The sequence below is a fragment of the Actinacidiphila sp. bgisy167 genome, assembly GCF_057707665.1.
On the sequence record NZ_JBYIQP010000037.1, the window covers coordinates 23,228 to 47,883 of the forward strand.

At 73.8% G+C, this 24,656-nt stretch carries 22 protein-coding genes; 12 read left to right on the forward strand and 10 right to left on the reverse strand.

From position 1 onward, the window contains the following. Positions 1-67 precede the first annotated feature (67 nt). The 3 genes from AC3ET4_RS16295 to AC3ET4_RS16305 are packed head-to-tail and all read left to right on the forward strand — an operon-like array spanning position 68 to position 2,973. The gene (locus AC3ET4_RS16295) at positions 68-1,069 is read left to right on the forward strand and encodes a FecCD family ABC transporter permease (protein WP_431949909.1); all 1,002 of its coding nucleotides are present in this window, start codon (positions 68-70) and stop codon (positions 1,067-1,069) included. Beyond that, entirely contained in the window at positions 1,066-2,127 is a 1,062-nt protein-coding gene (locus AC3ET4_RS16300) for a FecCD family ABC transporter permease (RefSeq protein ID WP_431949864.1), read from the forward strand. The genes AC3ET4_RS16295 and AC3ET4_RS16300 overlap by 4 nt, the downstream gene beginning before the upstream one ends. Before the next feature lie 3 nt (positions 2,128-2,130). Continuing rightward, on the forward strand, positions 2,131-2,973 hold the full coding sequence (locus tag AC3ET4_RS16305) for an ABC transporter ATP-binding protein (RefSeq protein ID WP_431949866.1): 843 nt from the start codon (positions 2,131-2,133) through the stop codon (positions 2,971-2,973). A 121-nt stretch (positions 2,974-3,094) separates the two neighbouring features. Here the strand turns inward: AC3ET4_RS16305 and AC3ET4_RS16310 are convergent, their stop codons facing one another. The 3 genes from AC3ET4_RS16310 to AC3ET4_RS16320 all read right to left on the reverse strand — a co-directional run bounded on the left by AC3ET4_RS16310 (position 3,095) and on the right by AC3ET4_RS16320 (position 6,954). Further along, complete coding sequence (locus AC3ET4_RS16310) at positions 3,095-3,655, reverse strand: glycine-rich domain-containing protein (protein WP_431949868.1); 561 nt, start codon at positions 3,653-3,655, stop codon at positions 3,095-3,097. Positions 3,656-4,465: 810 nt separating this feature from the next. Beyond that, the gene (locus AC3ET4_RS16315; RefSeq protein WP_431949870.1) at positions 4,466-6,259 is read right to left on the reverse strand and encodes a sensor histidine kinase; all 1,794 of its coding nucleotides are present in this window, start codon (positions 6,257-6,259) and stop codon (positions 4,466-4,468) included. Next, a complete protein-coding gene (locus tag AC3ET4_RS16320; protein ID WP_431949872.1) occupies positions 6,256-6,954 on the reverse strand; it encodes a response regulator transcription factor in 699 nt (232 codons plus the stop codon). The genes AC3ET4_RS16315 and AC3ET4_RS16320 overlap by 4 nt, the downstream gene beginning before the upstream one ends. A gap of 123 nt (positions 6,955-7,077) precedes the next feature. On the opposite strand from AC3ET4_RS16320, the gene AC3ET4_RS16325 reads away from it, so the two are divergent. The 4 genes from AC3ET4_RS16325 to AC3ET4_RS16340 are packed head-to-tail and all read left to right on the forward strand — an operon-like array spanning position 7,078 to position 10,700. Next, a complete protein-coding gene (locus tag AC3ET4_RS16325; RefSeq protein WP_431949874.1) occupies positions 7,078-7,692 on the forward strand; it encodes a hypothetical protein in 615 nt (204 codons plus the stop codon). Continuing rightward, a complete protein-coding gene (locus AC3ET4_RS16330; protein ID WP_431949876.1) occupies positions 7,676-8,800 on the forward strand; it encodes a hypothetical protein in 1,125 nt (374 codons plus the stop codon). Before AC3ET4_RS16325 ends, AC3ET4_RS16330 begins: the two co-directional genes overlap by 17 nt. Further along, positions 8,797-9,510, forward strand: a complete 714-nt coding sequence (locus AC3ET4_RS16335; protein ID WP_431949878.1) for an ABC transporter ATP-binding protein — start codon at positions 8,797-8,799, stop codon at positions 9,508-9,510. Before AC3ET4_RS16330 ends, AC3ET4_RS16335 begins: the two co-directional genes overlap by 4 nt. Continuing rightward, positions 9,507-10,700 carry an ABC transporter permease gene (locus tag AC3ET4_RS16340; protein ID WP_431949880.1) on the forward strand — a complete coding sequence of 398 codons (1,194 nt, stop codon included), beginning with the start codon at positions 9,507-9,509 and terminating at the stop codon, positions 10,698-10,700. The genes AC3ET4_RS16335 and AC3ET4_RS16340 overlap by 4 nt, the downstream gene beginning before the upstream one ends. Positions 10,701-10,850: 150 nt before the next feature. Here AC3ET4_RS16340 and AC3ET4_RS16345 read toward each other — a convergent pair whose 3' ends face one another. Next, complete coding sequence (locus tag AC3ET4_RS16345) at positions 10,851-11,795, reverse strand: LysR family transcriptional regulator (protein ID WP_431949882.1); 945 nt, start codon at positions 11,793-11,795, stop codon at positions 10,851-10,853. A 136-nt stretch (positions 11,796-11,931) separates the two neighbouring features. On the opposite strand from AC3ET4_RS16345, the gene AC3ET4_RS16350 reads away from it, so the two are divergent. After that, on the forward strand, positions 11,932-13,176 hold the full coding sequence (locus tag AC3ET4_RS16350; RefSeq protein ID WP_431949884.1) for an MFS transporter: 1,245 nt from the start codon (positions 11,932-11,934) through the stop codon (positions 13,174-13,176). Between the two features lie 24 nt (positions 13,177-13,200). On the opposite strand, the gene argB is transcribed toward AC3ET4_RS16350, so the two are convergent. Further along, on the reverse strand, positions 13,201-13,971 hold the full coding sequence (argB, locus tag AC3ET4_RS16355; RefSeq protein ID WP_431949911.1) for an acetylglutamate kinase: 771 nt from the start codon (positions 13,969-13,971) through the stop codon (positions 13,201-13,203). 86 nt (positions 13,972-14,057) lie between these two features. Continuing rightward, the gene (locus tag AC3ET4_RS16360) at positions 14,058-15,005 is read right to left on the reverse strand and encodes a methionyl-tRNA formyltransferase (RefSeq protein ID WP_431949886.1); all 948 of its coding nucleotides are present in this window, start codon (positions 15,003-15,005) and stop codon (positions 14,058-14,060) included. 81 nt (positions 15,006-15,086) lie between these two features. Between AC3ET4_RS16360 and AC3ET4_RS16365 the strand changes: the two genes are divergently transcribed. Continuing rightward, a complete protein-coding gene (locus AC3ET4_RS16365; RefSeq protein WP_431949887.1) occupies positions 15,087-16,430 on the forward strand; it encodes a lysine N(6)-hydroxylase/L-ornithine N(5)-oxygenase family protein in 1,344 nt (447 codons plus the stop codon). 361 nt (positions 16,431-16,791) lie between these two features. Here AC3ET4_RS16365 and AC3ET4_RS16370 read toward each other — a convergent pair whose 3' ends face one another. The 3 genes from AC3ET4_RS16370 to AC3ET4_RS16380 are packed head-to-tail and all read right to left on the reverse strand — an operon-like array spanning position 16,792 to position 20,729. Next, on the reverse strand, positions 16,792-18,876 hold the full coding sequence (locus tag AC3ET4_RS16370) for an iron ABC transporter permease (protein WP_431949889.1): 2,085 nt from the start codon (positions 18,874-18,876) through the stop codon (positions 16,792-16,794). Between the two features lie 6 nt (positions 18,877-18,882). Then, positions 18,883-19,860 carry an ABC transporter substrate-binding protein gene (locus AC3ET4_RS16375; RefSeq protein ID WP_431949891.1) on the reverse strand — a complete coding sequence of 326 codons (978 nt, stop codon included), beginning with the start codon at positions 19,858-19,860 and terminating at the stop codon, positions 18,883-18,885. Then, entirely contained in the window at positions 19,857-20,729 is an 873-nt protein-coding gene (locus tag AC3ET4_RS16380; protein WP_431949893.1) for an ABC transporter ATP-binding protein, read from the reverse strand. Before AC3ET4_RS16380 ends, AC3ET4_RS16375 begins: the two co-directional genes overlap by 4 nt. 78 nt (positions 20,730-20,807) lie before the next feature. Between AC3ET4_RS16380 and AC3ET4_RS16385 the strand changes: the two genes are divergently transcribed. The 3 genes from AC3ET4_RS16385 (at position 20,808) to AC3ET4_RS16395 (ending at position 23,217) form a co-directional block, all read left to right on the forward strand. Next, on the forward strand, positions 20,808-21,641 hold the full coding sequence (locus AC3ET4_RS16385; RefSeq protein ID WP_431949895.1) for a siderophore-interacting protein: 834 nt from the start codon (positions 20,808-20,810) through the stop codon (positions 21,639-21,641). A gap of 205 nt (positions 21,642-21,846) precedes the next feature. Continuing rightward, complete coding sequence (locus AC3ET4_RS16390) at positions 21,847-22,566, forward strand: FAD binding domain-containing protein (RefSeq protein WP_431949913.1); 720 nt, start codon at positions 21,847-21,849, stop codon at positions 22,564-22,566. Positions 22,567-22,824: 258 nt separating this feature from the next. Further along, a complete protein-coding gene (locus AC3ET4_RS16395) occupies positions 22,825-23,217 on the forward strand; it encodes a hypothetical protein (RefSeq protein ID WP_431949897.1) in 393 nt (130 codons plus the stop codon). 248 nt (positions 23,218-23,465) lie between these two features. On the opposite strand, the gene AC3ET4_RS16400 is transcribed toward AC3ET4_RS16395, so the two are convergent. Continuing rightward, positions 23,466-24,329 (reverse strand): hypothetical protein, encoded by an 864-nt coding sequence (locus AC3ET4_RS16400; protein ID WP_431949899.1) that lies wholly within the window; start codon positions 24,327-24,329, stop codon positions 23,466-23,468. Positions 24,330-24,656 lie beyond the last annotated feature (327 nt).

The window sequence follows — 24,656 nt, forward strand, 5'->3', positions numbered from 1 at the left end:
TGCCTAACCTAAGGATGGTGGCCGTGGAGCCAGGCCGGTGACCCCGCGCAGAAGCCTGCGCCCAGCTCTGATCAGCGTGTTGCTCGCGGCCGTACTCGCGGCGCTGTGCGTGCTGTCGATCGGGCTGGGCGCCGTCGACGTCCCCCCGGACCAGGTCGTCCGGACGCTGCTGGGCCACCCCCCGAACCGTCTCGTCGACAACATCGTCTGGACCGTCCGCGTGCCGCGCACCGTCCTCGGCGTCAGCGCGGGCGCGGCTCTGGGACTGTCCGGAGCGCTCATGCAGGCCCTGACACGTAATCCGCTGGCCGACCCCGGCATCCTCGGCGTCAGCGCGGGCGCGTCCTTCGGGATCGTGGTCGCCGTCGCCCTGTTCGGGATCGGCTCGCTGTACGGCGCGATCTGGTTCGCCTTCGCCGGTGCGCTCTGCACCAGCGTGCTCGTCTTCCTGCTCGGCGGGACGGGCCGCTCGGGCACGACGCCGGTCAAGCTCGCGCTGGCCGGAGTCGCCGTCACCTTCCTGCTGTTCTCGCTCACCAACGCGATCGTCCTCACCGATCCCGAGGCCCTGGACCGCTACCGCTTCTGGTCCGCGGGCACCCTCGCCGACCAGGACGGGGCCGTCGTCCGCGGCCTGCTGCCCTTCCTGGCGGTCGGCGCGGTGCTGGCGCTGGCCACCGCGCCCGCGCTCAACAGCCTGGCCCTCGGCGACGACGTGGCCGCCTCCCTCGGACGCCGGCTCGGCCTCGTACGCCTGCAGGGGGTCGTCGCGGTGATGCTGCTGACCGGCGCGTCGGTCGCCGTGATCGGCCCGGTGGTCTTCCTCGGGCTGGTGGTGCCCCATGCCGCCCGGGTGCTCGCCCAGTACGCGGGCATCGGCCCGGACCACCGCCGGCTCCTGCCGCTGTCCGCGCTGCTCGCCCCCTGCCTGCTGCTCACCGCGGACATCCTCGGCCGGATCGTCGCCCGGCCCGTCGAGATACAGGCAGGCGTCCTCGTCGCCTTCATCGGCGGTCCGTTCTTCATCGCCCTGGTCCGCCGGCGCAGACTCGCGGAGGTCCCGGCATGACCGCGCTCGCCCCGCCGCGCCGCCGCCGGCCCTTCCGGCTGGCCGTCCCACCGGTCTCCGGAGTGGTCCGGCCCCGCCTGGTCGTGCTGTGCGCCGCCCTGGTGGCCGCGGTGTTCCTGCTCTTCTGCCGGGGTGTGGCCATCGGCGACTACCCCCTCGGGTACGCCGACGTCGTCCGGGCGCTGACCGGCACCGGCGACCCCGGAACGGTGCTGGTCGTCCGGGAGTTGCGGCTGCCGCGCGTCCTCGTGGGACTGCTCGTCGGCATCGCCTTCGGCGTCTCCGGCGCGCTGTACCAGACCATGACCCGCAACCCCCTGGCCAGCCCCGACATGATCGGCCTGACCGCGGGAGCGGGGACCGCCGTCGTCGCCGGCGTCGTGCTGGGCTGGGACGGCGGCCTGGGCGCCCAGGGCCTCGGCCTGCTCGGGGCGCTGCTCACGGCGCTGCTGGTGTACGCCCTGGCCTGGAAGGGCGGCGCCAGCGGCTACCGCATCATCCTCGTCGGCATCGGCGTGTCCTGGATGTGCACCAGCGCCACCGACTACCTGGTCGCGCGCGGCGAGCGGTTCGAGGCGCAGGCCGCCCTGGGCTGGCTGGTGGGCAACCTCAACGGCCGCACCTGGGACCAGGTCGCACACCTCGCGGTCGCCACGGGCGTGCTCGTCCCCCTGGCCCTCGGGATGGGCCGTTGGACGCGGACCCTGCAACTCGGCGACGACGTGGCGGCCGGCCTCGGCACCCCCGTGCAACCGGTGCGCCTCGCCCTGCTGCTGGTCGGCGTCGGGCTGATCGCCTTCGGCACGGCCGCCGCGGGCCCGGTCGCCTTCGTGGCCCTGGCCGCCCCGCAGATCGCCCAGCGGCTGGCCGGCACGGCGTGGCCGCCGCTCACCGCCTCGGGACTGACCGGCGCACTGGTCGTCCTGGGGTCCGACCTCATCGCGCGTGAGGCGATCCCCGGCACGGAACTCCCGGTCGGGATCGTCACCGGCGTCATCGGCGCGCCGGTCCTGCTCTGGCTGCTCATCCGTGCCAACCGCGCGGGCTCAGGAGGCTGAACCATGGCGACCACGACCCCCACCCCCAGCGCCGTCGCGGGCCCCGACCTGCGGGCGCGCGGGCTGCACCTGGCGTACGACAACCGGCTGGTCGTCGAGGACCTCGACCTCGTCATACCCTCCGGCCGGATCACGGCCGTCGTGGGCGCCAACGCCTGCGGCAAGTCCACCCTGCTGCGGGCCCTGGCCCGGCTTCTCGCGCCCCGGCAGGGCGCCGTCGAGCTCGACGGCCGGGCCCTGCGGTCGGTACCGACCCGGGAACTCGCCCAGCGGCTGGGCATCCTGCCGCAGACGCCGGTGGCCCCGGAGGGACTGACCGTCATCGACCTGGTCAGCCGCGGCCGTTCACCCCACCAGACGTGGTGGCGGCAGTGGTCCGAGGCCGACGAGCGGGCCGTCCACGAGGCGCTGGCGGCGACCGGCCTGACCGAACTCGCCGACCGGGCCGTGGACGAACTGTCCGGCGGCCAGCGGCAGCGGGCCTGGATCGCCATGGCCGTGGCCCAGGGCACCCCCGTCCTGCTGCTGGACGAGCCGACCACCTACCTCGACCTGGCCCACCAGATCGACGTGCTGGACCTCGTCACCGACCTCAACCGCCGTGAGCACCGCACGGTGGTGATGGTCCTGCACGACCTCAACCAGGCCTGCCGCTACGCCGACCACGTCATCGCGATGAAGGCGGGGCGGATCGCCGCGGAGGGGCCGCCGGCCGAGGTGATCACCGCGAAGACGGTCGAGGACGTCTTCGACCTGCGCTGCCAGGTCACCACGGACCCGGTCAGCGGCACCCCGCTGGTGATCCCCATGGGCCGCCACCACGAGGCGGTCCCGGCCGCCGAGTGACGCGGCGGCGATCACGCCGCCTCCGGCGGCGCAGTCAAGCGGTGGCGCAGCGCGGCGGTCCGGACCCTCCCGGGGTCCCGGACCGCCGCGTTGCGGCGGGGCGCAAACCGGGCGCGCCGCTTCACCACCAGATGACGACATATCCGGGTCCGCCGGGCAGGCCGCTGTAGTTGTCGGGGGGCGGATGAGGGCCGCCGTTGCCGCCGATGCCGGCAGTCGGTGGTGCCGGCTGGGTGACGCCGTCCACGGCCGGACGGCCTCCCAGACCCGGTGAAGCGTTGACGCCACTGGACCCGGCCCCACCGACCGCGCCCTGGCGGGCCGTGCCCTGAGCGGGACAGCCGCCGGTACCACCCGTGCCGCCGGACGAGGCGAACCGCCCGCCGCTGCCACCGTTCGCGATCGCGACGCCGCCGAGACCGTTGGTCACCGTTGTGGGTGTGCCTGGCTGGCCGTTCCCGAGCTCGGCTCCGCCCGCTCCTCCGGCGCCGATGTCCACCGTCACCGGTGTGCCCGGTTGGACGGGAAGGACGCACCAGGCGAAGCCCCCGGCACCGCCGCCGGATCCGGTGAAGAGGCTGCCATCACTTCCCGAACCGCCCCCGCCGGAGCCCCATGCCTGGACGAAGACCGTGGTGACCCCGTCGGGCGGTGCGAATTGACCGTCGGCGGTGAAGTCCACCAGGCCGTGAGCGGGAGAGACTCCGGGCGGCCCCGGCTCACCGGCAGGCCCCTGCAGACCCGGCGGTCCCTGCTCACCGGCAGGCCCCGGCTGACCGGCAGGCCCCTGTTCGCCAGGAGGGCCTTGCAGGCCGGGAGCCCCCTGTTGGCCGGGGTCGCCTTGTGGTCCCGGCGGCCCGGGAGGCCCCGGAGGGCCCGGGATGCCGGGGCGGCCCGGCCAGTGGTACCCGGGGCGACTGGGGCAATATCCCAGCACGTACGGGATCCGGAAGCATGGGTCGGCGAGACCGGCCTGTGCGCCCGATGTCACGACACCAGTTCGGCCGCTGTCAACGCTGCCCGCGTACGCGGCACCTGTCAGGGAGCCGGACGCCAGTGCCACGATCGCGCCCACTGCCCACCACGCCCGAGGTACGGCTCTTCGGGACAACACGTCACCTCCAGGGAAGGGGCCCGCGTTGCGGCACGCGCCGCTACCGACTGAGGAAAGCTGTCATCGACAGCAGCAGACCCACAGCAAGAATGACTGCCCGTCACATGATGTGCATGTTCGGTGACCAGGCCGGGTGATGGCGTTGCCTGGCGCCGGCGCCGCGCCATAGGCACCTCCGCAGTCGGGATGTCGCGGCGACCGTGACCCATGTGCAGGACCGCTCCGGCCAGGCTGCCGCGGGTGTGTTCAGCAGCGGCCGGAACGTCGGTGACGAGGTCGGTGCGCATGCGACCGAGATCGCTCAGCTCGCCAGGCGGCGCGAGACGGGGTCGATGACGGACCCCCGGTACAGGTACCTCCCGCCTCCGGCGGGGGTGCTCAGCGGACGTCCTGCCCTTCCGGTCCGTCGCCGGGCAGCCGCAAGGTGAACAGCGATCCCTTGCCGTGGGTGCTCTCGACGGTGACGGTGCCTCCGTGGGCCTGCGCGAGGTTGCGGACGATGGCGAGGCCGAGACCGCTGCCGCCCGTGCTGCGGCTGCGGGACTTCTCCGCGCGCCAGAAGCGGTCGAAAACCCGCGGCAGATCCTCCGGCCGGATACCGGCGCCCGTGTCGGCGACGGCGATGGCGAGCGCGCCGTCCTCGCGGCGTGCCGTGACCATGACCGTGCCACCGGGCGGGGTGTGGCGGACGGCGTTGGACACGAGGTTGGAGACGGCCTGGCGGAGACGGACCGGGTCGGCGACCACGGTGCCGGTGTCGGCGGGAACGTCGACGGACAGCGCGACGCCGGCGTGGTCGGCGCGTCCGCCGTGGGCGGCGGCGACCTGCCGCAGGAGTTCACCGACGTCGCACCGCACTTTGTGCAGGCGCAACGCGCCCGCGTCGGCGGCGGCGAGGTCCTGGAGGTCGTCGACGATGTGCTGCAGCAGGAGCGCCTCTTCGAGCAGCGAACCGACGAGGGCGCGATCGGCCGGGACGACGCCGTCGTCGGCGGCTTCAAGCCAGCCGCGGATGTTGCTGAGCGGGGTGCGGAGCTCGTGGGCGATGTCGCCCACCATCTCGGTGCGCAGCCGTTCCAGCTTCGCCCGCTGCTGAGACATCTCGTTGAACACCTCCGCGAGGCGCCCGATCTCGTCCCTGCCGCTCACCTGCACGCGCGCGGCGACATCGCCCGCCTTCACGCGCTGAGCGGCCGCCGTGAGGGCGCGCAGTGGTCTGACCAGTTGCAGGCCGAGGCCGATGGTGACCATGACGGTCAGCAGGAGCACGCTCGCCACGACCCCGGCCATGCGGAGGCGGTTGGGTGCGGAGAGGTCGAACGGGGACGCGGCGGCGGCGTTCTCCGGGGAGCCGATGAACAGCAGCGCGGCCGGGGCGACGTACGGAGCGAGTTGCTCGCGGCGGGCGCTGTCCAGGCACGAGGCGACCAGTGCCCCGTCCACCGGGTCGCGGCTCCGCGTGGGCGTCCATGTCAGGTCCAGCGCGAGCTGTACGGGACCGCTGCCCCGGCGGCCGAGGCACGCGTCGACCAGGGAGTCGAGCCGGGCGAGGGCACGGGACTCGGTTCGGGTGGGCTGGTCCAGTACCCCGTCGGCGCAGCGGCCGCCGGTGTAGCCCGGCGGGTCCACGTGCGGACGTCCGCCGGGAGCAGTGGTGGAGGCGGCGGGCAGGCCGAGGCTGCGAAGGCAGCTGACGCGGCGCTGCGCGAGGGCGGTCAGCCGCGTCCGTTCCGCCCCTGTCAGTCGGAAGGGGCCGACGGCACGGGGGTCGATGCGGTCGCCGCCGTCGGCCCCCGAGATCCCGGTGTCGACGGCGAGCGGGTCCACGGTCGCCGACGCCCGGTCCGGCAGCGGGGTCCGGTGGCGGGCGTCGGCGGAGTCGGCGATCGGACGGCGGTCCTGCGTGGTGAGGACCACGCGGTGCCCGGTCTCCCGGGCGAGGCGGTCCACCAGCGGTTGCACGCCCCGCCAGTCCGTGTGCGTGGCGGCCCGGCCCAGGAGGGCTTTGTAGATCCGGGCGTCGTCGGAGATCGCCTGCCCCTGCTCCTGCCGGATCGCCCGGGTGGTCGTACGGGCCGCGAGCCAGGCGGTGGCGGCGATCGAGCACACCGAGACCAGCACCGACAGGGCGAGCAGCCGCACCACCAGGCTGCTGTGGAAGCGGCGGCTCATGCGGTGTCGGACAGGACGTAGCCGACGCCGTAGACGGTGAGCAGCCGCACCGGGCGGGCGGGATCGGGTTCGATCTTTCGGCGCAGGTTCATGACATGGGTGTCCACCGTCCGTACGGTGAAGTAGCGCCCCGTGCCGTGGAGCTGCCCGAGGATCTGCTCGCGGGTGAAGACCCGCCCCGGCTCGGCGGCGAGCGTCTCCAGCAGCCGGAACTCCCCGGGGGTGCAGTCCACGCTGCTGCCGTCGCAGACCACCTCGTGCCGGGAGGGGTCGATGCTCAGGCCGCCGACGGTCAGCGTCGGGTCGGGTTCCGGGGCGGGCGGACCCGAGGGCCGGGCGCGGCGCAGCAGGGTGCGCACTCGGGCGGTCAGCTCCCGGGGGCTGTACGGCTTCGTCATGTAGTCGTCGGCGCCCAGGTCCAGGCCGAGCAGGAGGTCGTCCTCGGTGCAGCGGGCGGTGAGCATCAGCACCGGCAGGTCGGATTCGCGGCGCAGGATGCGGCAGACGTCGAGCCCGTCGACCTTCGGCATCATCACGTCCAGCACGAGCAGCTGCGGAGGGTCGCGGCGCAGCTCCTCCAGTGCGGCGCGGCCGTCGTGGACGACAGTGACCGAGTGCCCCTCGTGCTCGAGGTACACCCGCACCAGTTGGGCCTGCTTCTCGTCGTCCTCGGCGACCAGTATGTGTGCGCTCATGGCCGGAAGTATAAGTACGCCAAGTTTCGCAATTCCGACATCGGGGCTCCGTCCGCGCGGGACCACGGGATGCCGATGGCTTCCTGACAGGATTCCGACATTCACCGGCCACCATCGGTCGGCATGACCTACCCACACCTCCCGCTCCGCGCGGCCGGCGCGGCCGCCGCGCTCGTCTGCGCCGTCCTGCTCACCGGTTGCGGCGGCTCCACCGGGGGCGCCGGCACGACGTCCGGCAAGCAGTCCGGGGACCAGGACGTCGCCTCGCTGGCGACCGGCGCCCCCTCGGCCGCGCCGGTGCCGTCGTCCACGACGCCGTCCGCCGACAGCGAGCAGGGCCGTCCGCAGCTGCGCCTGGACAGCTCCGACGCCGAGCGCGACCGCTACTGGAACGCCTACGCCGCCTGTCTGAAGGACCACGGCCACAAGATGATCCTGGCCCGCGGCCCCTACTCCGTCGACCAGCACGACAACAGCCCCACCGCCAAGGCCGCACAGAAGACGTGCGCCGGCAAACTCCCCCTCCAGCCGCCCGAGTTGCGCCGCGAATCGAACCCGCACTACGACGACGACTACCGCGTCTACATCACGTGCCTGAACTCGCACGGACTCAAGGTCACCGCGCTGCCCGACAACTCCGGGTGGACCTTCGACGGCCAGCCCGCGATGAGCGAGGCCGAGCAGGCCAAGCTCGACAAGAGCTGCACGATGGAGGCCTTCGGTGACAAGAACCGCTGATCACCGCCTCCCCAGGCGGCGCCGGCGCCGGCTCACCGTGGCCCTGGCCGTCCTCCTGACCGCCGGCGGCGCGGGAGGCGCCACCGCCGCCTGGAGCGCGCGGCAGGGCGGCGGGCAGACCGCGCCGGAACACCCGATCCGGCTCGACACCGTCAAGGTCACCAAAACCGACCTGTCCACCGACAGGACCCTGCCCGGCACACTCGGCTACGGCCCGCTGCGCGCCCTCAAGGGCACGGGCCCCGGAGTGCTCACCAAGCTGCCGTCGCCCGGTGCGACAGCCGTCCGGGGCAAGCCCCTGTACTGGGTGAACGACCAGCCAGTGACCGTCTTCCTCGGTGACACGCCCTTCTTCAGAGCGCTGGACAAGCCGGGGCTGCGCGGGCGGGACGTCACGGTCCTGGCGGACAATCTGCGGGCCCTCGGCTACGACATCGGGCCCACCACGGACCGCGCGCCCACGCGCCACGCGCCGGGCGGCACCGAGTTCACCGTCGAGCTCGGCGCGGCCCTGAAGCGGTGGCAGCGCGACACCGGCCAGGAGGCGACCGGCACGCTCACACCCGGCCGGGCGCTCGTCCTGCCGGGCCCGGTGAGGGTCAACACCGTGACCGCCGCCCCGGGCGACCCGGCCGAAGGAGAAGTGCTGACCTACACCACCACCGCGAAGTCGGTGGCCGTGAGCGTGGACGCCGCCGAGGTCGGCGCCCTCCACACGGGGCAGAGCGTGACGATCACCCTTCCCGACAGCCGGGAGATCCCCGGCACCGTCGCCTCCGTCGCAGGCGCCGTCCAGGGTGGTTCCGCCGACGACCAGACCGCGCAGGCAGGACCTCCCACGGTCGCCGTCACCGTCACCCCGCGGCACGCCGGCGACGTGAAGGGGCTGGACTCCGCCTCCGTCCAGGTCCGCTTCTCCGCCACCGACCGCAAGGGCGTCCTGGCCGTCCCGGTCACCGCGCTCCTCGCCCTGAGGGAGGGCGGCTACGCGCTGCAGCGCCCCGACTCCACTCTGGTCCCGGTGGAGACGGGGGTGTTCGCCGACGGAATGGTCGAAGTGAGCGGCACGGGTGTCAACGAGGGCATGACGGTGGTGACCGCCTCGTGAACACCGCAGGCCCGGCCCCCGCCCTCGTGGTCGACAAGGTCACCAAGACCTACGCGGGCGACGTCACCGCCCTGGGCGAGGTGTCGCTCACCGTCATGGAAGGCGAGCTCCTGGCGATCGTGGGGCCCTCCGGCTCCGGTAAGTCCACGCTGCTGCACATCATGGGCACCCTCGACAGGCCGACCAGCGGCACGGTGGAGATCGCCGGCCACGCCGCCGCCGGACTGCCCGACCGGCGGCTGTCCGCCCTGCGCGCCCGGCTGCTGGGCTTCGTCTTCCAGCACTTCCACCTCACGGACGGCCTCGACGCGACCGACAACGTCGCGACCGGCCTGCTCTACGCGGGCGTGCCACGGCGGCTGCGCCGCCCCCGCGCCGAAGAGGCGCTCGCCCGGGTCGGCCTCGCGCACCGCGTCCGCCACCTCCCCCAGCAACTGTCCGGCGGCGAACGGCAACGTGTCGCCATCGCCCGCGCACTGGTCAACGAACCCGCACTCGTCCTCGCCGACGAACCGACCGGGGCGCTCGACAGCGCCAACGGCCGCGCCGTGCTCGACCTGCTCACGGGACTGAACGAGGAGGGCACCACCATCGCGGTCATCACCCACGACCTGGACATCGCCGCCCGGATGCCGCGCAGGATCCGACTGCGCGACGGCCGCATCGCCTCGGACAGCGCCACCCGCGCGGACGCCTGGAGCCCGGCATGAACCGACCGATCAGACTGTCCCCCCTCGACGTCCTGCGACTCGGCGTGCTCGGTCTGCACACCCGCAGGACGCGTGCCGCGCTGTCCGCACTGGGCATCGCGATCGGCATCGCCACCCTGGTCGTCGTCACCGGCATCCCCGCGTCCAGCCAACGGGCCCTCATGGACGAGCTGTCCGCGCTCGGCACCAACATGCTCCGCGCCCAGCCGCAGCCCGACGCCGGACAGAAGGCGCTGCTCCCCGAGGCCGCCGACGTCATGGCGGCCCGGATCGGCCCCGTCACCAGCACCACCGCGGTGGCCAACGTCCACACCACCGTGCGGCGTTCCGACCTGGCCGACCCCAACGACTCGATCGGGCTGAGCGTGCTGGCCGCCAGGACCAACCTGCTGGCCACCGTCGGCGGCACCGTCCGCTCCGGCCGGTTCCTCGACCGCGCCACCGAGCGCTTCCCCGCGGCCGTCCTCGGCCCACGTTCCGCGGCGCGACTCGGCATCGACCGCGTCACCCCGGGACGGGAGCCGCTGGTGACGATCGGCACCCGATCGTTCACCGTGATCGGCATCCTCGGGCCGACGCCCCTCACTCCCGACCTGGAGAGCTCCGTACTGGTCGGCTGGCCCGCGGCACGCGACGGCCTCGCCTTCGACGGCCACCCCACCGTGGTCTACGTGAAGGCGCGCGAGTCGCAGATCGAGGCGGTACGCGCCGTCCTGCCCGCCACCGTCAACCCCGAACTGCCGGGACTCGTCCAGGTCAGCCGGCCCTCGGACGCCCTGGCCGCCAAGCGCGCCACCGAGCACACCTTCTCCTCCCTGTTCCTCGGCCTCGCCGGGGTCGCCCTGCTGGTCGGCGGCATCGGAGTGGCCAACACCATGTTCGTCTCCGTCCTCGAACGACGCCGCGAGATCGGCCTGCGCCGCGCTCTCGGCGCCAACCGCCGCCAGATACGGGGCCAGTTCCTGACCGAATCCGTCATGCTGTCCGTCCTGGGCGGGCTGAGCGGCACCGCGCTGGGCGCGGCGGGCACGGTCGGTTACGCACTCTGGCAGTCGTGGCCGCCGGTCCTGCCACCCCTCGCGCTCGGCAGCGGTCTGGCCGGCGCGATCGTCGTGGGAGCCGTCGCCGGCGTCTACCCGGCAGTGCGCGCCTCACGGCTGCCCCCGACGCAAGCCCTGTCGGCGGTCTGACATCGGCCGGGCGGCACCGGGAACCACCCTCACTGAAGCCGGCGAGTCATCACAGCGGATGAAGAGCCGAGGGGAGGACGCGGCCCCGTTCGGCGGTGACGCATGGGGCGGCGGTCGAGAACAGCCGGAACCGCAGCCGTCGGAGTCCTCTCAACGGACGTCGCCGGGAAGCGTCCAGGCGGGTGTCCACGTCCCGACGGCGTCGCTGCCGGCCGTCACGGCGGCGAGGTGGGTGCGGAGGGTGGCCAGTGCCGGGTGGGGGTTGTCGCGGTGCCAGAGGAGTGAGTGGGGGTAGACGGGCGTCGGGTCGGTGACCGGGATGCGGCGCAGACCGTGGTCGGCGGGCCAGATGAGCCGGGTGTGCTCGCCCATGAAGGTGGCCAGGGCCGGGGTGTCGGCGATGGTGTCGAGGAGTGCGTCGGAGCCGAAGTTGGGGCCGGTCGCCTCGATGGTGAGGCCGAACGCGGCGACGAGGTCGTCGTAGTAGGCGCCCCACTCGGTGCCGGGCGCGATGCCGGGCATCCAGATCCGGTGCCCGGTGAGCTCGGCGAGGGTCACCGACCGGGCGTCCGCCAGCGCGTGCCCGGGACCGGTGAGGAGTTGCAGCGGCTCGTCGAGCACGCGGACGGCCTCGATGTCCTCGGGAAGGGGACGGCCGGGCGCGGCGACGGCGCGGAAGGACGCGTCGATCGCGCCGGAGCGCAGCGCACTGACGGCCTTGTCGATGTCGAACAGCATCACCACGTCGAGGGCGATCTCGGGGAAGGCCCGGTGGAATGCGCGCATCAGCCTCGACTGCGCGCTGCGCGAGGCGATCACGTCGACGCGCAGCGGACGGCGGCCGGGGCGCACGGACTCGCCCGCGCGCTCGGCGACGCGCAGCAGCTCGCGTGCGTGGGGCAGGAACGCCTGCCCGTCGATGGTGAGCTCCGCGCCGCGGGCGGCGCGGGTGAACAGGCGCACGCCGAGGTCGCTCTCCAACGCGGCGACGCGCTTGGAGACGGCCTGCTGGGTGACCGACAGGTCGACGGCGGCCCTCTGGAACTGGCCCGACTCCGCGACGGCGACGAAGGTCCGTACTGCTTCGAGATCCACGCCGGCCACCTTACGGAACAACCGATGGTTGTGGCGTACGGCCAGGTCGGTTGTTTGACGTGCAGCCCACCTGCCGACTTGGCTCTGGTCGGTCAACGTCGGTTTGTGCGGGTGCACGTCAAGGGAGACGCCGGGCATGGTGGGCAGGAGACCGCTGGGCCGGTCGTTCGGCTGGCTGCGGGCGGCCTACGCGGTGAGCGCGTACGGGTCCGGTCTGGGGTTCGGAGCTCTGCCGCTGGTCGCCGTGCTGGTGGCGCACGCCGGCCCCGCCGAGGTGTCCGCGCTGTCCGCGGTGGGGCCCGCGGTGGGTGCGCTGATCGCGGTGCCGCTCGCGCCGTGGGTGGAGTTCCGGCGCAAGCGCCGGGTCATGATCACGATGGACCTGGCCCGCTGCGCGGCCATGGCGTCCATCCCGGTCGCCTACGCCCTCGGCCTGCTGGGTTTCGTCCAGTTGCTCGCGGTCTCGGCCGTGGTCGCCGCGGCCAAGATCGCGTTCAACGCGGCAAGCGGCGCCTACCTCAAGGCCCTTCTCCGGCCGGACGACATGCTCGTCGCCAACGCGCGGCTGGAGTCAACGAACTGGAGCTCCATCGTGGTGGGGCCGCCGCTCGGCGGGGCGGCGATCGGCCTGTTCGGGCCGGTCGTCACCGTGGCGGCCGACGCGGTCAGTTACCTGCTCTCCGCGCTGGGCCTCACCGCGATCCGCGGCCAGGAGGACGTGCCGCGAAAAACCGGCGGGAGCCCGGTCCGGGCGGGCGCGCTGCTCGACGGCTGGCGGCACATCCTGGGCCACCCCGCTCTGCGGCCGCTGTGGCTCAACCAGATGGCCGTCGCCGGTCTGGTCATGGCCACCGAGCCCCTGCTGGCCGTGCTCCTGCTGCGCCGGCTCGGTCTCCCGCCCTGGCAGTACGGCCTCGCCTTCGCAGCGCCCTGTCTCGGCGGACTCATCGGCTCCCGGCTGGCCCGCCGCGCCGTGGCCCGCTTCGGCCGCGACCGGGTCCTGCGGACCGCCGGCACGCTGCGCGCCTGCTGGCTGGTCGGTCTGGCCCTCGTCCGTCCCGGCGTCCTCGGCCTCGCCACCGTGATGGCCGTCGAGTCGGCGATCATCGTCACCATGAGCCTGTACAGCCCGGTGCTCGCCGCTTACCGGCTCGAACACACCCCCGCGCACCTCGTCTCCCGCACCCTGACGGCCTGGGCGATCGGCCAGCAGGCGGCCGTCGCCGTCCTCACCGCGCTCGGCGGGCTGCTCGCCGACGCCACCGGCCCGCGCACCGCTCTCGCGGTCGCGGGAGTGCTCGCCCTCGCCACCCCGCTCCTGCTGCCCCGGCGCGACCGGACGCCTCATCCTCTGTCGGAACCGTCCGTCGGCCACTCATGAGGCGCCCCCGGCGCACCGACCGGACTACCCCGGCAGAACGGTCGTGCCGGCGCCCCCCGGTCCCGCGGTCAGCGCGCGCAGCAGGGCGTGCGGGACGCGGCCGTCCAGCACCCGCGCCGCGCGGACGCCCGCCCGGACGGCGCGCAGGCAGCTCTCCATCTTCGGCGCCATACCACCGTCGAGCGCCGGCAGCACCGCCGCCAGTTCGGTCGCGGTGATCCGCTCCACGACCCGCGAGCGGCGCGGCCAGTCGGCGTACAGCCCGGGCACGTCGGTGAGGACGACCAGCGCCTCCGCGTCGAGCGCGGCGGCCAGGGCGCCGGCCGCCGCGTCCGCGTTGACGTTGTAGACCTGGCCGTCCGCGCCCCGGCCGAGGGAGGAGACGACGGGGATGTGGCCGTGGTCCAGGAGGACGTCCACGGCCGCCGTGTTGACCTCGGTCACCTCGCCGACGAGGCCGATGTCCACACGCTCGCCGCCGACGTCGGCGTAGCGGCGCCGCGCGGTCAGCGTGCGCGCGTCCTCGCCGGTGAGCCCCACGGCGTACGGGCCGTGCTCGTTGAGCAGCCCGACGAGGTCCCGCTGCACCCGGCCGGCCAGCACCATGCGCGCCACGTCCAGCACCTCGGCGGTGGTGACCCGCAGCCCGCCGACGAAGCGGTCCTCGATGCCCTCGCGGTCGAGCTGGGCGCTGATCTGCGGGCCGCCGCCGTGGACCACCACGATCCGCACGCCGGCCTCCCGGAGGCGCACGACGTCCCGGGCGACATCGCGCAGCAGCGGCTCCCCGCCCATGGCGTGCCCGCCCACCTTCACGACGACGGTGCGGTCCGCGAACGCGCGCAGGGCGGCCGGCGTCCCCGGGGTGACCGGTGCCGTCGTCACGGGCGGTCCGTCAGGCAGCCGCCCATGGTGCGGAACCAGTCGGTGGCAGCGTGTTCGGCGCCGTCGTCCGTGCGGATCGTGCGCACCAGCAGCCCCTCGCGGTGGCCGCCGCGCGCGTCCGCGCCGGCGACGACGACGACCCCGTCGCCCTCGCGGATGAAGACGCGGCCGGGCGTGCCGCCGTACCGGGCCTGCGAGACGGCGGCGGAGACGATCCGGATGCGTTCGCCGCGGTGGTAGGTGAAGGCGTTGGGGTACGGGTCGGACTGCGCCCGCACGAGCCGCTCCAGGTCCTGCGCCGGCCAGTTCCAGTCGATGCGGCTGTCCTCGACGGAGCGCTTGTGGAAGAAGCTCGCGCGGGAGCGGTCCTGGGGCGTCCACTCGGCGCGGCCGGAGGCGATCAGATCCAGGGACTCGCGCACCAGGGGCGCGATCAGGTCGCAGGTGCGGTGGAAGAGGTCGGTGGCGGTGTCCTCCGGGCCGACGGGGACCGAGCGCTGCAACAGGATGTCGCCCGCGTCCAGTTCGCCGTTCATGCGGTGCGCGGTGACGCCGACCCGCTCCTCGCCGTTGATGAGCGCCCAGATGATCGGGGAGAAGCCCGCGTAGGCGGGGAGCAGCGAGTCGTGCACGTTGAGGGCGCCGTGCGGAGGGAGGTCGAAGATCTCCGGCGGCAGCCAGGTGCGCCAGTTGTTGGCGACGATGAGGTCGGGGGCCGCCGCCTTGATCGCCTCCAGCAGTTCGGCGTCGTCCGGGCGGGTGCGCAGCAGCACGGGCACGCCGTGTTTCTCCGCCAGTTCGGCGACCGAGTCGTCCCAGATCTTCTCGTACGCGTGCTCGCTCCTGAAGTGCGTCACGACGAGGGCGACCTCGTGCTCCGACTCCAGCAGGGCCTGCAGCGTCCGGTGTCCCCAGGTCTGATAACCGAACATGACGACCCGCATGGCGGTCTTCCCTTCAGCGATGATTGCAAGGTTAGCCTTACCTTATCTAAGATGTGCCGCGCTGAGGGAGGCGATGCAACGGTGACAGCACCGCGCACTGGTCCGGACACCATCCACGACATCCTGGGAATCGGTTTCGGGCCGTCAAATCTCGCGCTGGCCATAGCCATCGGGGAGCACAACGCCCGGGTCCCCGCCTCCCGGCGGATCAACGCCCGGTTCCTGGAACGCCAGCCGCGTTTCGGGTGGCACCGGGGGATGCTCATCGACGACGCGACGATGCAGGTGTCCTTCCTCAAGGACCTGGTCACCATGCGGAATCCGACCAGCGACTTCTCCTTCCTGTGCTATCTGCGCGAGCGGGGACGGCTGGTCGACTTCCTGAACCAGAAGACGCTCTTCCCGCTCCGCGTGGAGTTCCACGACTACTTCGAGTGGGCCGCCGCCCGCGTCGCGGACGTCGTCGACTACTCCTCGCACGTGCTGTCGGTCGCCCCGGTCCGCGGCGCCGGCGGCGGCGTCGACCACCTCGACGTGACCTGCCGGGACCCGGAGGACCCGGCGCGGACGGTGACGCACCGGGCCCGCAACATCAGCGTGGCCGTCGGCCTGGAGCCGCACCTGCCTCCGGGCACCGAGCTGTCGGACCGCGTCTGGCACACCAGCCAGCTGCTGCCCAGGACCGCCGAACTCACCGCGTCCGGCGCCCCGGTGCGCCGGGCCGTCGTCCTCGGCGCGGGGCAGAGCGCGGCCGAGGCGGTCGACTTCCTGCACCGCGCCTTCACCGAGGCGGAGGTCTGCGCGGTGTTCGCCAAGTACGGCTACACGCCCGCCGACGACAGCCCCTTCGCCAACCGGATCTTCGACCCCGAGGCGGTGGACCTCTACTTCGGCTCCCCGTCGGAGGTGAAGCAGTCCCTCTACGACTACCACCGCGGCACCAACTACTCGGTGGTCGACATGGACCTCATCGAGGCTTTGTACGCGACCTCCTACCGCGAGAAGGTGCAGGGCCGCGAACGGCTGCGCTTCCTCAACGTCTCCCGCATACGTGACGTGGACGTCTCCGACAAGGGCCTCGAGGTGACGGTGGAGTTCCTGCCCACCGGCGAGCGGCAGGTCCTGGAGGCGGACGTGCTCGTGCACGCCACCGGCTACCGTTCGCAGGACGTCGGCTCGCTCCTCGGGGAGTCCGCCAAGCTCTGCCTGCGCGACGACGGCGACGCGCTGCGCGTGGGCCGCGACCACCGCGTCGAGGTCGCCCCCGAGGTGCGGGCCGGCATCTATGTGCAGGGCGGCACCGAGCACACGCACGGGCTGTCCTCCACGCTGCTGTCGACCACCGCGGTCCGGGCCGGCGAGATCCTGGCCTCGCTCGCCGCCCGCCTGGACGAGGCGGCCGCGGCGGCCGCGGCCCGCGTCTGAAACGGCTTCGGGGGCCGCCGGTCGGCCGGCGGCCCCCAGGGCGTAGCGCTCTTCCTGCCCGCGCCCCTCGGTCCGCGCCGCTCTGCCCGCGGCATCAGACGAGGGCGGCCTTGACGAGGCCGCCGAGAACGGCATCGAATCGCCGCCGTCGACCCGTACCGCGACACCGTCATCGAGCCGGCCGACCAGAGCTTCCTCGTCGAGACACTGGCCGGCGCCCGCGACCGGTCGCATGTGCTGCGCCGCCGCATCCTGATGACGCCCGGGGGCATGGAGGAGCCCGCCCGACGGCTCCGCGCCGCCCCCCGCGCCGGCAGGAGGCGCCCCCGGTTCGGGCGTCTCTCCTCCCCGCGTCCCGGCGCTACTTCCCCGGCGAGGCCGCGCGCCGGGTGCGCAGCAGCAGGTGCAGGAAGTACGGCGTGCCGACGACCGCGGTCATCAGTCCCGCGCCGAGCTGGGCCGGGGCGATGACGGTGCGCCCGAGGAGGTCCGCCGTGCAGACCAGCGCGGCGCCCAGGAGCACCGCGACCGGGACGACCCTGACGTGCCGGCGCCCGACCAGAGCCCGGGCGGCGTGCGGGGCGACCAGCCCCACGAAACCGATGGTGCCCGCGGCGGCCACGGCGGTCGCTGTGAGCAGCACGCTCGTGAGGAGGAATCCGAGCCGGGCCGGCCCTCGGCGCAGCCCGAGCAGTGCCGGGGTGTCGTCGTCGAGCGCCAGCAGGTCGAGTTCGGTGCGGCGGGCGACCGCGACAGCCAGACCCAGCACGAGGGCGGCCGCCACGGGCAGCGCGTCGGGCACGGTCCGCCCGTAGGTGGAACCGGACAGCCAGGTGAGGGCCTTCGTCGCGTTGAACGGGTCGGTGAGCACGATCAGCAGGCTGATCAGGGCCGCCGCGGCCGTGGACACGCCGACGCCGACGAGGACGAGTCGGGTCTGCCGGAAGCCGCCGCGCGCCGCGAGCCCGAACACGAGGCCGGCGGTCACCGCGGCGCCCGCGAACGCGGCGCCCGCCACGCTCCACGCCCCCGCGGCCGGGACGGTCGTGACGAACAGCACCGCGCCGAGCGCCGCGCCGCCCGACACGCCGAGGACACCGGGCTCCGCGAGGGGGTTGCGCGTGACGGCCTGCACCAGCGTGCCGGCCAGGGCGAGGGCCGCCCCCGCGAGGAGCGCGGCGAGCACCCGGGGCACCCGCGTGTCGAGGACGAAGGAGACCGTCCGGCCGGCCGTGCCCCGCGCCCAGTTGAAAACGTCGCCGAGGAGCAGCGCGGTGTCCCCCAGCAGCACTCCGGCGGCGGTCACCCCCACCAGGGCGGCGACCAGGAGGCCCACGGTCGTCAGGAAGGCGGCGCGTCCGGGGATGCGCGTCCGCTCCGGCGCGCTCACCCCCGCCGGGTCCGGGGCGCGCAGCGCCATCACCACCAGGAACACCGCGCCAAGCAGGCCGGTGACGACTCCGGTGGGCACGGCGACGGCGGTCTGCGCCGGGATCACGGCGCGCAGCAGGACGTCCGCGCCGAGCACCAGACCGGCGCCCGCCAGGCCCATGACGGGCAGTGCGGAGCGGCCGCGCGTCAGCGGTCGCAGGCGCCGGGCCAGCGGTCGTACGAGGGCCGGCGCGCACAGGCCGACGAAGCCGACGGGGCCGGCGAGGGTCACGGCCGCCGCGGACAGCAGCGACGCGAGGACCACGACGGTGATCCGGGTGCCGCGGACGGGGACGCCGAGCCCGCGGGCGGCGTCGTCGCCCAGGGCGAGGGCGTCCACGCGGGGCGCCACCAGGAGCAGTCCGGCGACAGCGACAGTGGCGACGGGTGCCATCTGCGCCACGCCGTCGAAGCCGTTCTGGCTGATGCTGCCCTGGCTCCACTGGTAGAGGCCGTCGGTCTGCTGCGGGAAGAGCAGGATCAGCCCCTCGGTGACGGAGGTCAGGCCCAGGGTCAGCGCGCTGCCGGCCAGGACGAGGCGTACGGTGCCGGCGGCCGGTCCGGACAGCGACAGGACGACGGCCGCCGCCGCGAGTGCGCCGGCGAACGCCACACCGGAGGAGGCGAGCAGCGGCAGGGACGTCCCGGTGACCATGAGGACGCCCAGGGCCAGGTACGAACCGGCGTTCACCGCGAGCGTGTCGGGCGCGGCCAGCACATTGCGGGTGACGGCCTGCAGGGACGCCCCGGCGATGCCGAGGGCCGCGCCGACCAGCAGTCCGGCGGTCATGCGGGGCAGGCGGGAGGCGATCACGACGGACGCGTCGCCCGGGGCGGCCCCGCCCGTGAGAGCTTTCCAGACCTCGGCGGGGCCGACGGCCGCGGTGCCCTGGGTGATGTCGGCGACCGCGAGGGCGGCGACCAGGAGCACGAGCGCGGCCGTCACCGCGGCCGCTCCCGTCCGGGAGGCGGCCGTGTGCGGACGGGTGGCGGGGGTCGTAGCGGTGACGGCCACGGTGCGCTACTTCGTCAGGGCGCCGACGAGGGCGTCGACGTACGCCTCCATCGACCGCGGACCGCCGAACATCCAGATCCCGTCGGGCAGTCGGTGCACCTCGCCCTTCTTGACGAAGGGCAGCGACTTCCACACGGAGTTCTTCGCGAGGTCGTCGGTGAAGACGTCGCGGCCCTCGATGTCGTTGCCGATGTAGGCGAACCGCGCGTCGCCGAGCTCGGTGAGCCCCTCGACATCGGTGGTGGCCAGACCGTAGTCCTTGTCCCCCTTGACCGTCCAGGCGTTCTCCAGGCCGAGCGCCGTGTTGACGCCGCCGATGAGGGAGCCGCTGGTGAAGGGGCGGACGGAGACCTGGTGGGAAGCGGCGTAGCCGTCGGCGAAGGCGATCCGCGCACCGGCCAGCCCCGCGTCGGCGAGGGCCTTGCGGCCCTCGGCGACCTTGGTGTCGTAGGCCTTCTTCGCCGCGTCGGCTGCGGCGGCGGTGCCGGTCGCCTCGGCGATGAGGTCGAGGTTCTCCTTCATCTGCCCGACGGGGTCGGAGGCGTCGGCGGAGCGGACCTCCAGGACCGGGGCGATCCTCTTCAACTGCTTGACGGCGGCGGTCGGCAGGTCGGTGGTGGCGACGATCAGGTCCGGGGAGAGCGAGGCGATGGTGTCCATGCTCGGCTCGCCGCGGGTGCCGATGTCCTTCGGCTGGTTCTTCAGGGGGACGGCGGAGTCCCACGCGCTATAGCCCTTGACGTCGGCGACGCCGACCGGGTCGACGCCCAGCGTCACCAGGGACTCGACGACGTTCCACTCGGTGCCGACGACCTTCTCGGCCGGCTTGTCGAGGGTGACCTTCGTTCCGCTCGCGTCGGTGAGGGTGATGCGCCGGGTGTCCTTGGCGGCGCTGTCCGCGGCCGGCTCGGTCGTGCCGCAGCCGGCGAGGACGAGGACGGCGGCAGCGGACGCCGCGGCGGTGATGGCGATGGAGCGGCTCATGGGGTGGTCAGGGGCCTTTCGTTGCGTGCGTGGTGGCGGCCGACGGCGCGGGTGCGCAGCAGGCCGGTCAGGGGGTCGGTGTCGACGTCGACCCGTATCCCGTAGGCGTCGGTGAGGAGTCGCGGTGTCAGCACGTCCTCGGGGCGGCCGTCGGCGACGATCCGGCCGGCCCGCAGCAGGGCGATCCGGTCGGCCACGGCGGCCGCCTGGTCCAGGTCGTGCAGGACGACGCCGACGGCGATGCCGTGCCGGTCGGCCAGGTCCCGGACCAGGTCCAGGAGTTCGACCTGGTAGCGCAGGTCGAGGTAGGTGGTGGGCTCGTCGAGAAGGAGCACGCCGGTCTCCTGGGCGAGGCAGCTCGCCAGCCAGACGCGCTGGAGCTGTCCGCCGGAGAGGTGCTCGGCGCCGCGGTCGGCGAGGTCCGCGACACCGGTCATCGCCAGCGCCCGGTCCACCGCGGCCGGGCCGCCCGGGTCGGGGCGTCCCCAGCGGCCTCGGTGGGGGTAGCGGCCGAAGTCCACGACGTCACGTACCGTCAGCCCGCTCGGCGTGGGGCGACCCTGCGTCAGCATGGCCACGCGGCGGGAGAACTCGCGCGCCGTCAGGGCGAGGCCGTCGGCGGTCGTCCCGTCGTGCGCGTGGAGGGTCAGCGTGGCGCGGCGGGCGCCCTGCAGGCGCGCCACCGTACGCAGGAGCGTCGACTTGCCGCTGCCGTTGGGGCCCACGAGGGCGGTCACCTGGCCGGGCCGCAGGGTGATCGACGCGTCGTGGACCACGTCGGTCCCGTCGTACGCCGCGGTCACGCCGTGTGCCGCCAGCCCGAGTCCGCGCGGGACGCGGACCGTGGCGGTCTCTTCCGAAGAACTCACGGAAGGAAGGTTAGCCTAACCTAACTAACTCCATGAACCACCCCTCCCGCATACGTTAAGTTAGGCTAACCTTCCTACATGGCGAAGACCCCGCGGCTCATGCCGCAGAACCCCAGGATGTTCCGCGCCGAGGTCGTCAGGACCGAGCGCGTCACCCCCTCCCTTCACCGCGTGACGGTCACGGGCCCGGACCTCGCCGATTTCCCGTGGAAGGGCTACGACCACTGGTTCCGCCTCTTCATGCAGCTCCCCCACCAGGACACCCTGAGGCTGCCCGAGTTCTCCGGAGCGCGGTGGTGGCAGCCCTACCTCGCCATCCCCACGGCTGAGCGCCCGCACTACTCGAACTACACCGTCGCCGCGTTCCGGCCCGAAACCCCTGAAATGGACATCGAGTTCGTCGTGCACCGCGCCCCGAACGGCCAACTCGAGGGCCGCGCCGCGCTATGGGCCTGCGACGCCCGGCCCGGGGACGCGCTGGCGCTCCTCGACCAGGGCGTGATGTTCGACTGCCCGCAGGACGCCTCGGATGTCCTCGTCGTGGCCGACGAGAGCGGGATGCCCGCCGCCACCGGCATCCTGCGCTCCCTCCCCCGCGCCACCGTGGGCCGGCTGATCCAGGAGGTGCCCACCCCCGACGACCGGCGCGAGCTCGACGCCCCCGCCGGAATGGCCGTCACCTGGGTCGTGCGCGAGGACCCGCACGCCGTTCCCGGCGCGGCCGCCCTCGCCGAACTGCGGCGGCACACACCGGCGAAGCCCAGCGGATACGCCTTCGTCGTCGGCGAGCAGAGCCTCGCCACCAAGGGCCGCCGGCACCTGCACCGCGCGGGCCTGCCCAAGGACCGCATCACCTTCTCCGGCTTCTGGCGCCACGAAGCACGCCACGAAGCACGCCACGAGGGCGCCTGACCGCCGCCACGGGTCAGGGCGGCTCCCCCGCCGTCCCACGCGCGGATCCGGCGGTTCCCCGCACGAACGGGCGCACAAGGAGAACGGTTGAGCCCTGTACGCGCTCCCGCCCGTACGGGGAGAATGCGTGGCGCCCACCCACACACCCACGCGACCGGAAGGCTCGCCGTCCGGTCACCGGCTCCCGGAAGGCGGGGCGATCGCCGTGCTGCTGCACCTGCCCACGTCCGTGTCCGAAGCTCAGGAGTTCATGGCCCAGGGGGCGGTGCCCGTCGGCGGGGCGACGCTCGTATGGGCCACCTGGCAGCGCGACGGGTTCCCCGAACGGGCCATGTCGCTGCGCGACCTGCCGGAGGCGGGCGTGATCGAACGCGAGGCCCTCGGCGCGGCGGTGGTCCTGAACCGGATAGACGACCGGGTTCCCGAGGCGCTGCGCCGGGCGGCCGCCGGCGTGGGCACCGGCGCCGTGCGGCGGACGGCCACCGTCGGCGGCAACCTCGTCGGCAGCACTCTGCGCTGCCTGCTGCCCGCCGCGCTCGTCCTCGACTCCCGAGCGGTCACGCTGGAGCCGGAGCGGACCCAGGAGACCGACCTGTCCGAGGCCGTGGCCAAACAGCACCTCCTGCTCGGCATCCGCTGGCGGGAGCCACTGGTCAGCGCCTACGACAAGGCGCCCGGCGAGGCGGGCGGACCCCCGCCCCCGGTCGTCGCCTCCGCAGTGCACGTCGACGGCGGCGGACGCGGCCTGCGCGTGGCCACCCGCGAGGGCTACGAAGTGCGCTGCGGCAGCGTCCCGTTCGACGGCGACACGGAAGCGGCCCTGCGGGCGCTGGAGGAGACGGACCTCGCCGCGCTCGGCCCCGCGGCGTGGGAGACGGCGCGCCGGCAGGTCACCGCACTCGCCGGCCGGCTCAGCGGCTCCTGAGCGCGCCGGGCCCGCGCGGTCCCGGGCAGTCCGCGCCGGGCCCGGGTCTCCGCGGCGGGCCCGCGAGGAGCCCGTGCTTGAGGCCGCACGGAATCGTCGGCACGGTGCTTCCGCGGAGCCTCGCAGATTTTGCGATCTCTTCCGCCACATCGGGTATGCCCGGGCGTTCCCGGTTGTTGAGGTGTGCGAGAGCGCGTGCCGCACGCCGGAGTACGGCACACGCCCGCCCCCACCGGATCGGAAGAGGCGAGGGAAGAGATGGCTGACAGACGGGAGGACCCGGGGTACGCGGCCGGGTTCGACGTGGACCGCGGCGGGGCGGACCCGGCGCGGATGTGCCTCATCACACGCGACGGCGTCACCACGGTCGAGTTCGTCCTGGAACCGTCGGTCAGCCTCCGGTGCGCCCGGGCGGAAGGCGTCGCCGCGCTGGCGCTGCACCGCTGGCTCCGCGACGTCGACCCCTGCCGGTACTTCGAGCTGCGGGTGGCGTTCCTGCAGTTCGAGTACAACCCCGGTCGCGAGTCCTTCGCCGCCGACGAGGTCCGGGCGCTGTGCGCCCTCCTGGAGGAACAGCGGGGCACCGAGCGGTGGAACGCCGCGCTGGCGCGGCTGCTCGCCAGGCTGGAGGCATGCGCGGCGGAACTCTGAACCCGACGGGTGAGGCCGGCCGGCGGGATCGGTCACCCGCCGGCCGCCACGACCGGCTCCGGCGCCGCTCCCGCCGGGCGCCTTCGCCGCCGCCCCCGGATCACGGACGCCCGCAGGGGCAGGGCGCCCCGCGACACCGCGGAGCAAGCGCGAGCGTGCCCCTCTCAAGACGTTCGAGGGCCTGTCCATGGGTGACGGCCGACACGCGTCTGCCTCCCGCTGCTGACGCCGCTTCCCGGCCCGCGTGGTCAGGGCCGGGTCAGGGCGAGGGTCCAGGTGTGAACGGTGTGCGTCGTCGGGTGGCCCGGCCGGGGCTCGGCGATGACCGCGGTGAGGCGGTCGCCGTCGCGCCGCAGCGAGCTGATGCACCCGGACGCCCTGTCGGGGGCGAGCGGCAGCAGCTCGGCGAGGACGGTGCCCGCCAGGCCGCGGTCGACGGCGCGGAGCACTCCCGCGTCGAGCACCAGGATCGTGCCGTCCTCCAGCACCACCGGTCGCGGCACCACCGAGGCGGTGAGCCGCGGACCCCGCTCGATCCCGCCTCCGGGCAGCAGACGGACGACGCGGCTCCCGGTGGGATGCCTCCGGTCGGCCTCGACGACACGGACGCCGGTTCCGACGACGTAGTGGCCGTAGCTGCGCCAGGAGTCCACGGTGGCGCCGTCGCGGTCGTGCTCCCAGGTGTCGAAGAAGTCGTAGCCCTCCAGCCCGAGCAGGAAGCGTCCGCCCCGCAGCGCGGCGCCGCGCGCACCGCGCAGTTCGGCGATCAGGGTGCCGTCCGCGAGGTCGAGCAGGAGGGCCGGGCCGAGGAACCCCCAGGGCGTGTACTCGAGGGAGTCGGTGGTGACCAGCACCCTGCCCCCGGAGACGTGCGCGGCGTTGGGGCGTCCGTCGAAGGCATAGGTCCAGCGCGTCCGTCCGGAGGCGTCGACACAGCTGATCCTCCCGGTCGCCCCCTGGATGCGCAGGTCGTCCCGGCGCGCCAGCGGCCGCCCGTCGGGCGGCGACGGGTACGGCGGCCGCCCGACCTCGCTGCGACGGTCCATCACGGCGACGCGCCACGGACCCGGGTCCGCCCCCTCGGCGCGCCCGTTCCCCTCGGGTGTCGGCATGGGAGTGATGCTAGCCGCTGCGCGGGCTGCGGCGGCCGGTGCGGTCGGCCGCCGAAGTGGCCCGCTCGACGGGACGTTCGATCGAGGGACGCAGCGGCCTGGGGTGGCCCCGGCCCGGACGCCGCGTTCGACACCGGCGGCCGCCGTCCATGACGAGGTCGGCGCCCGTCGTGGCCTCGAAAGGCAGAACCTCAGCAGGAAGCCGCACGCACAGGAGATCCTCCTCGGCCTCCTGGGCCGCCCTCGGCGTCTCTCGCGGTCGCGTCGGTCACCCGCGGCCAGGTGTGTCCGGCCGGCGACACAAGGTGTTCGTCCGTGCCGGCCCTT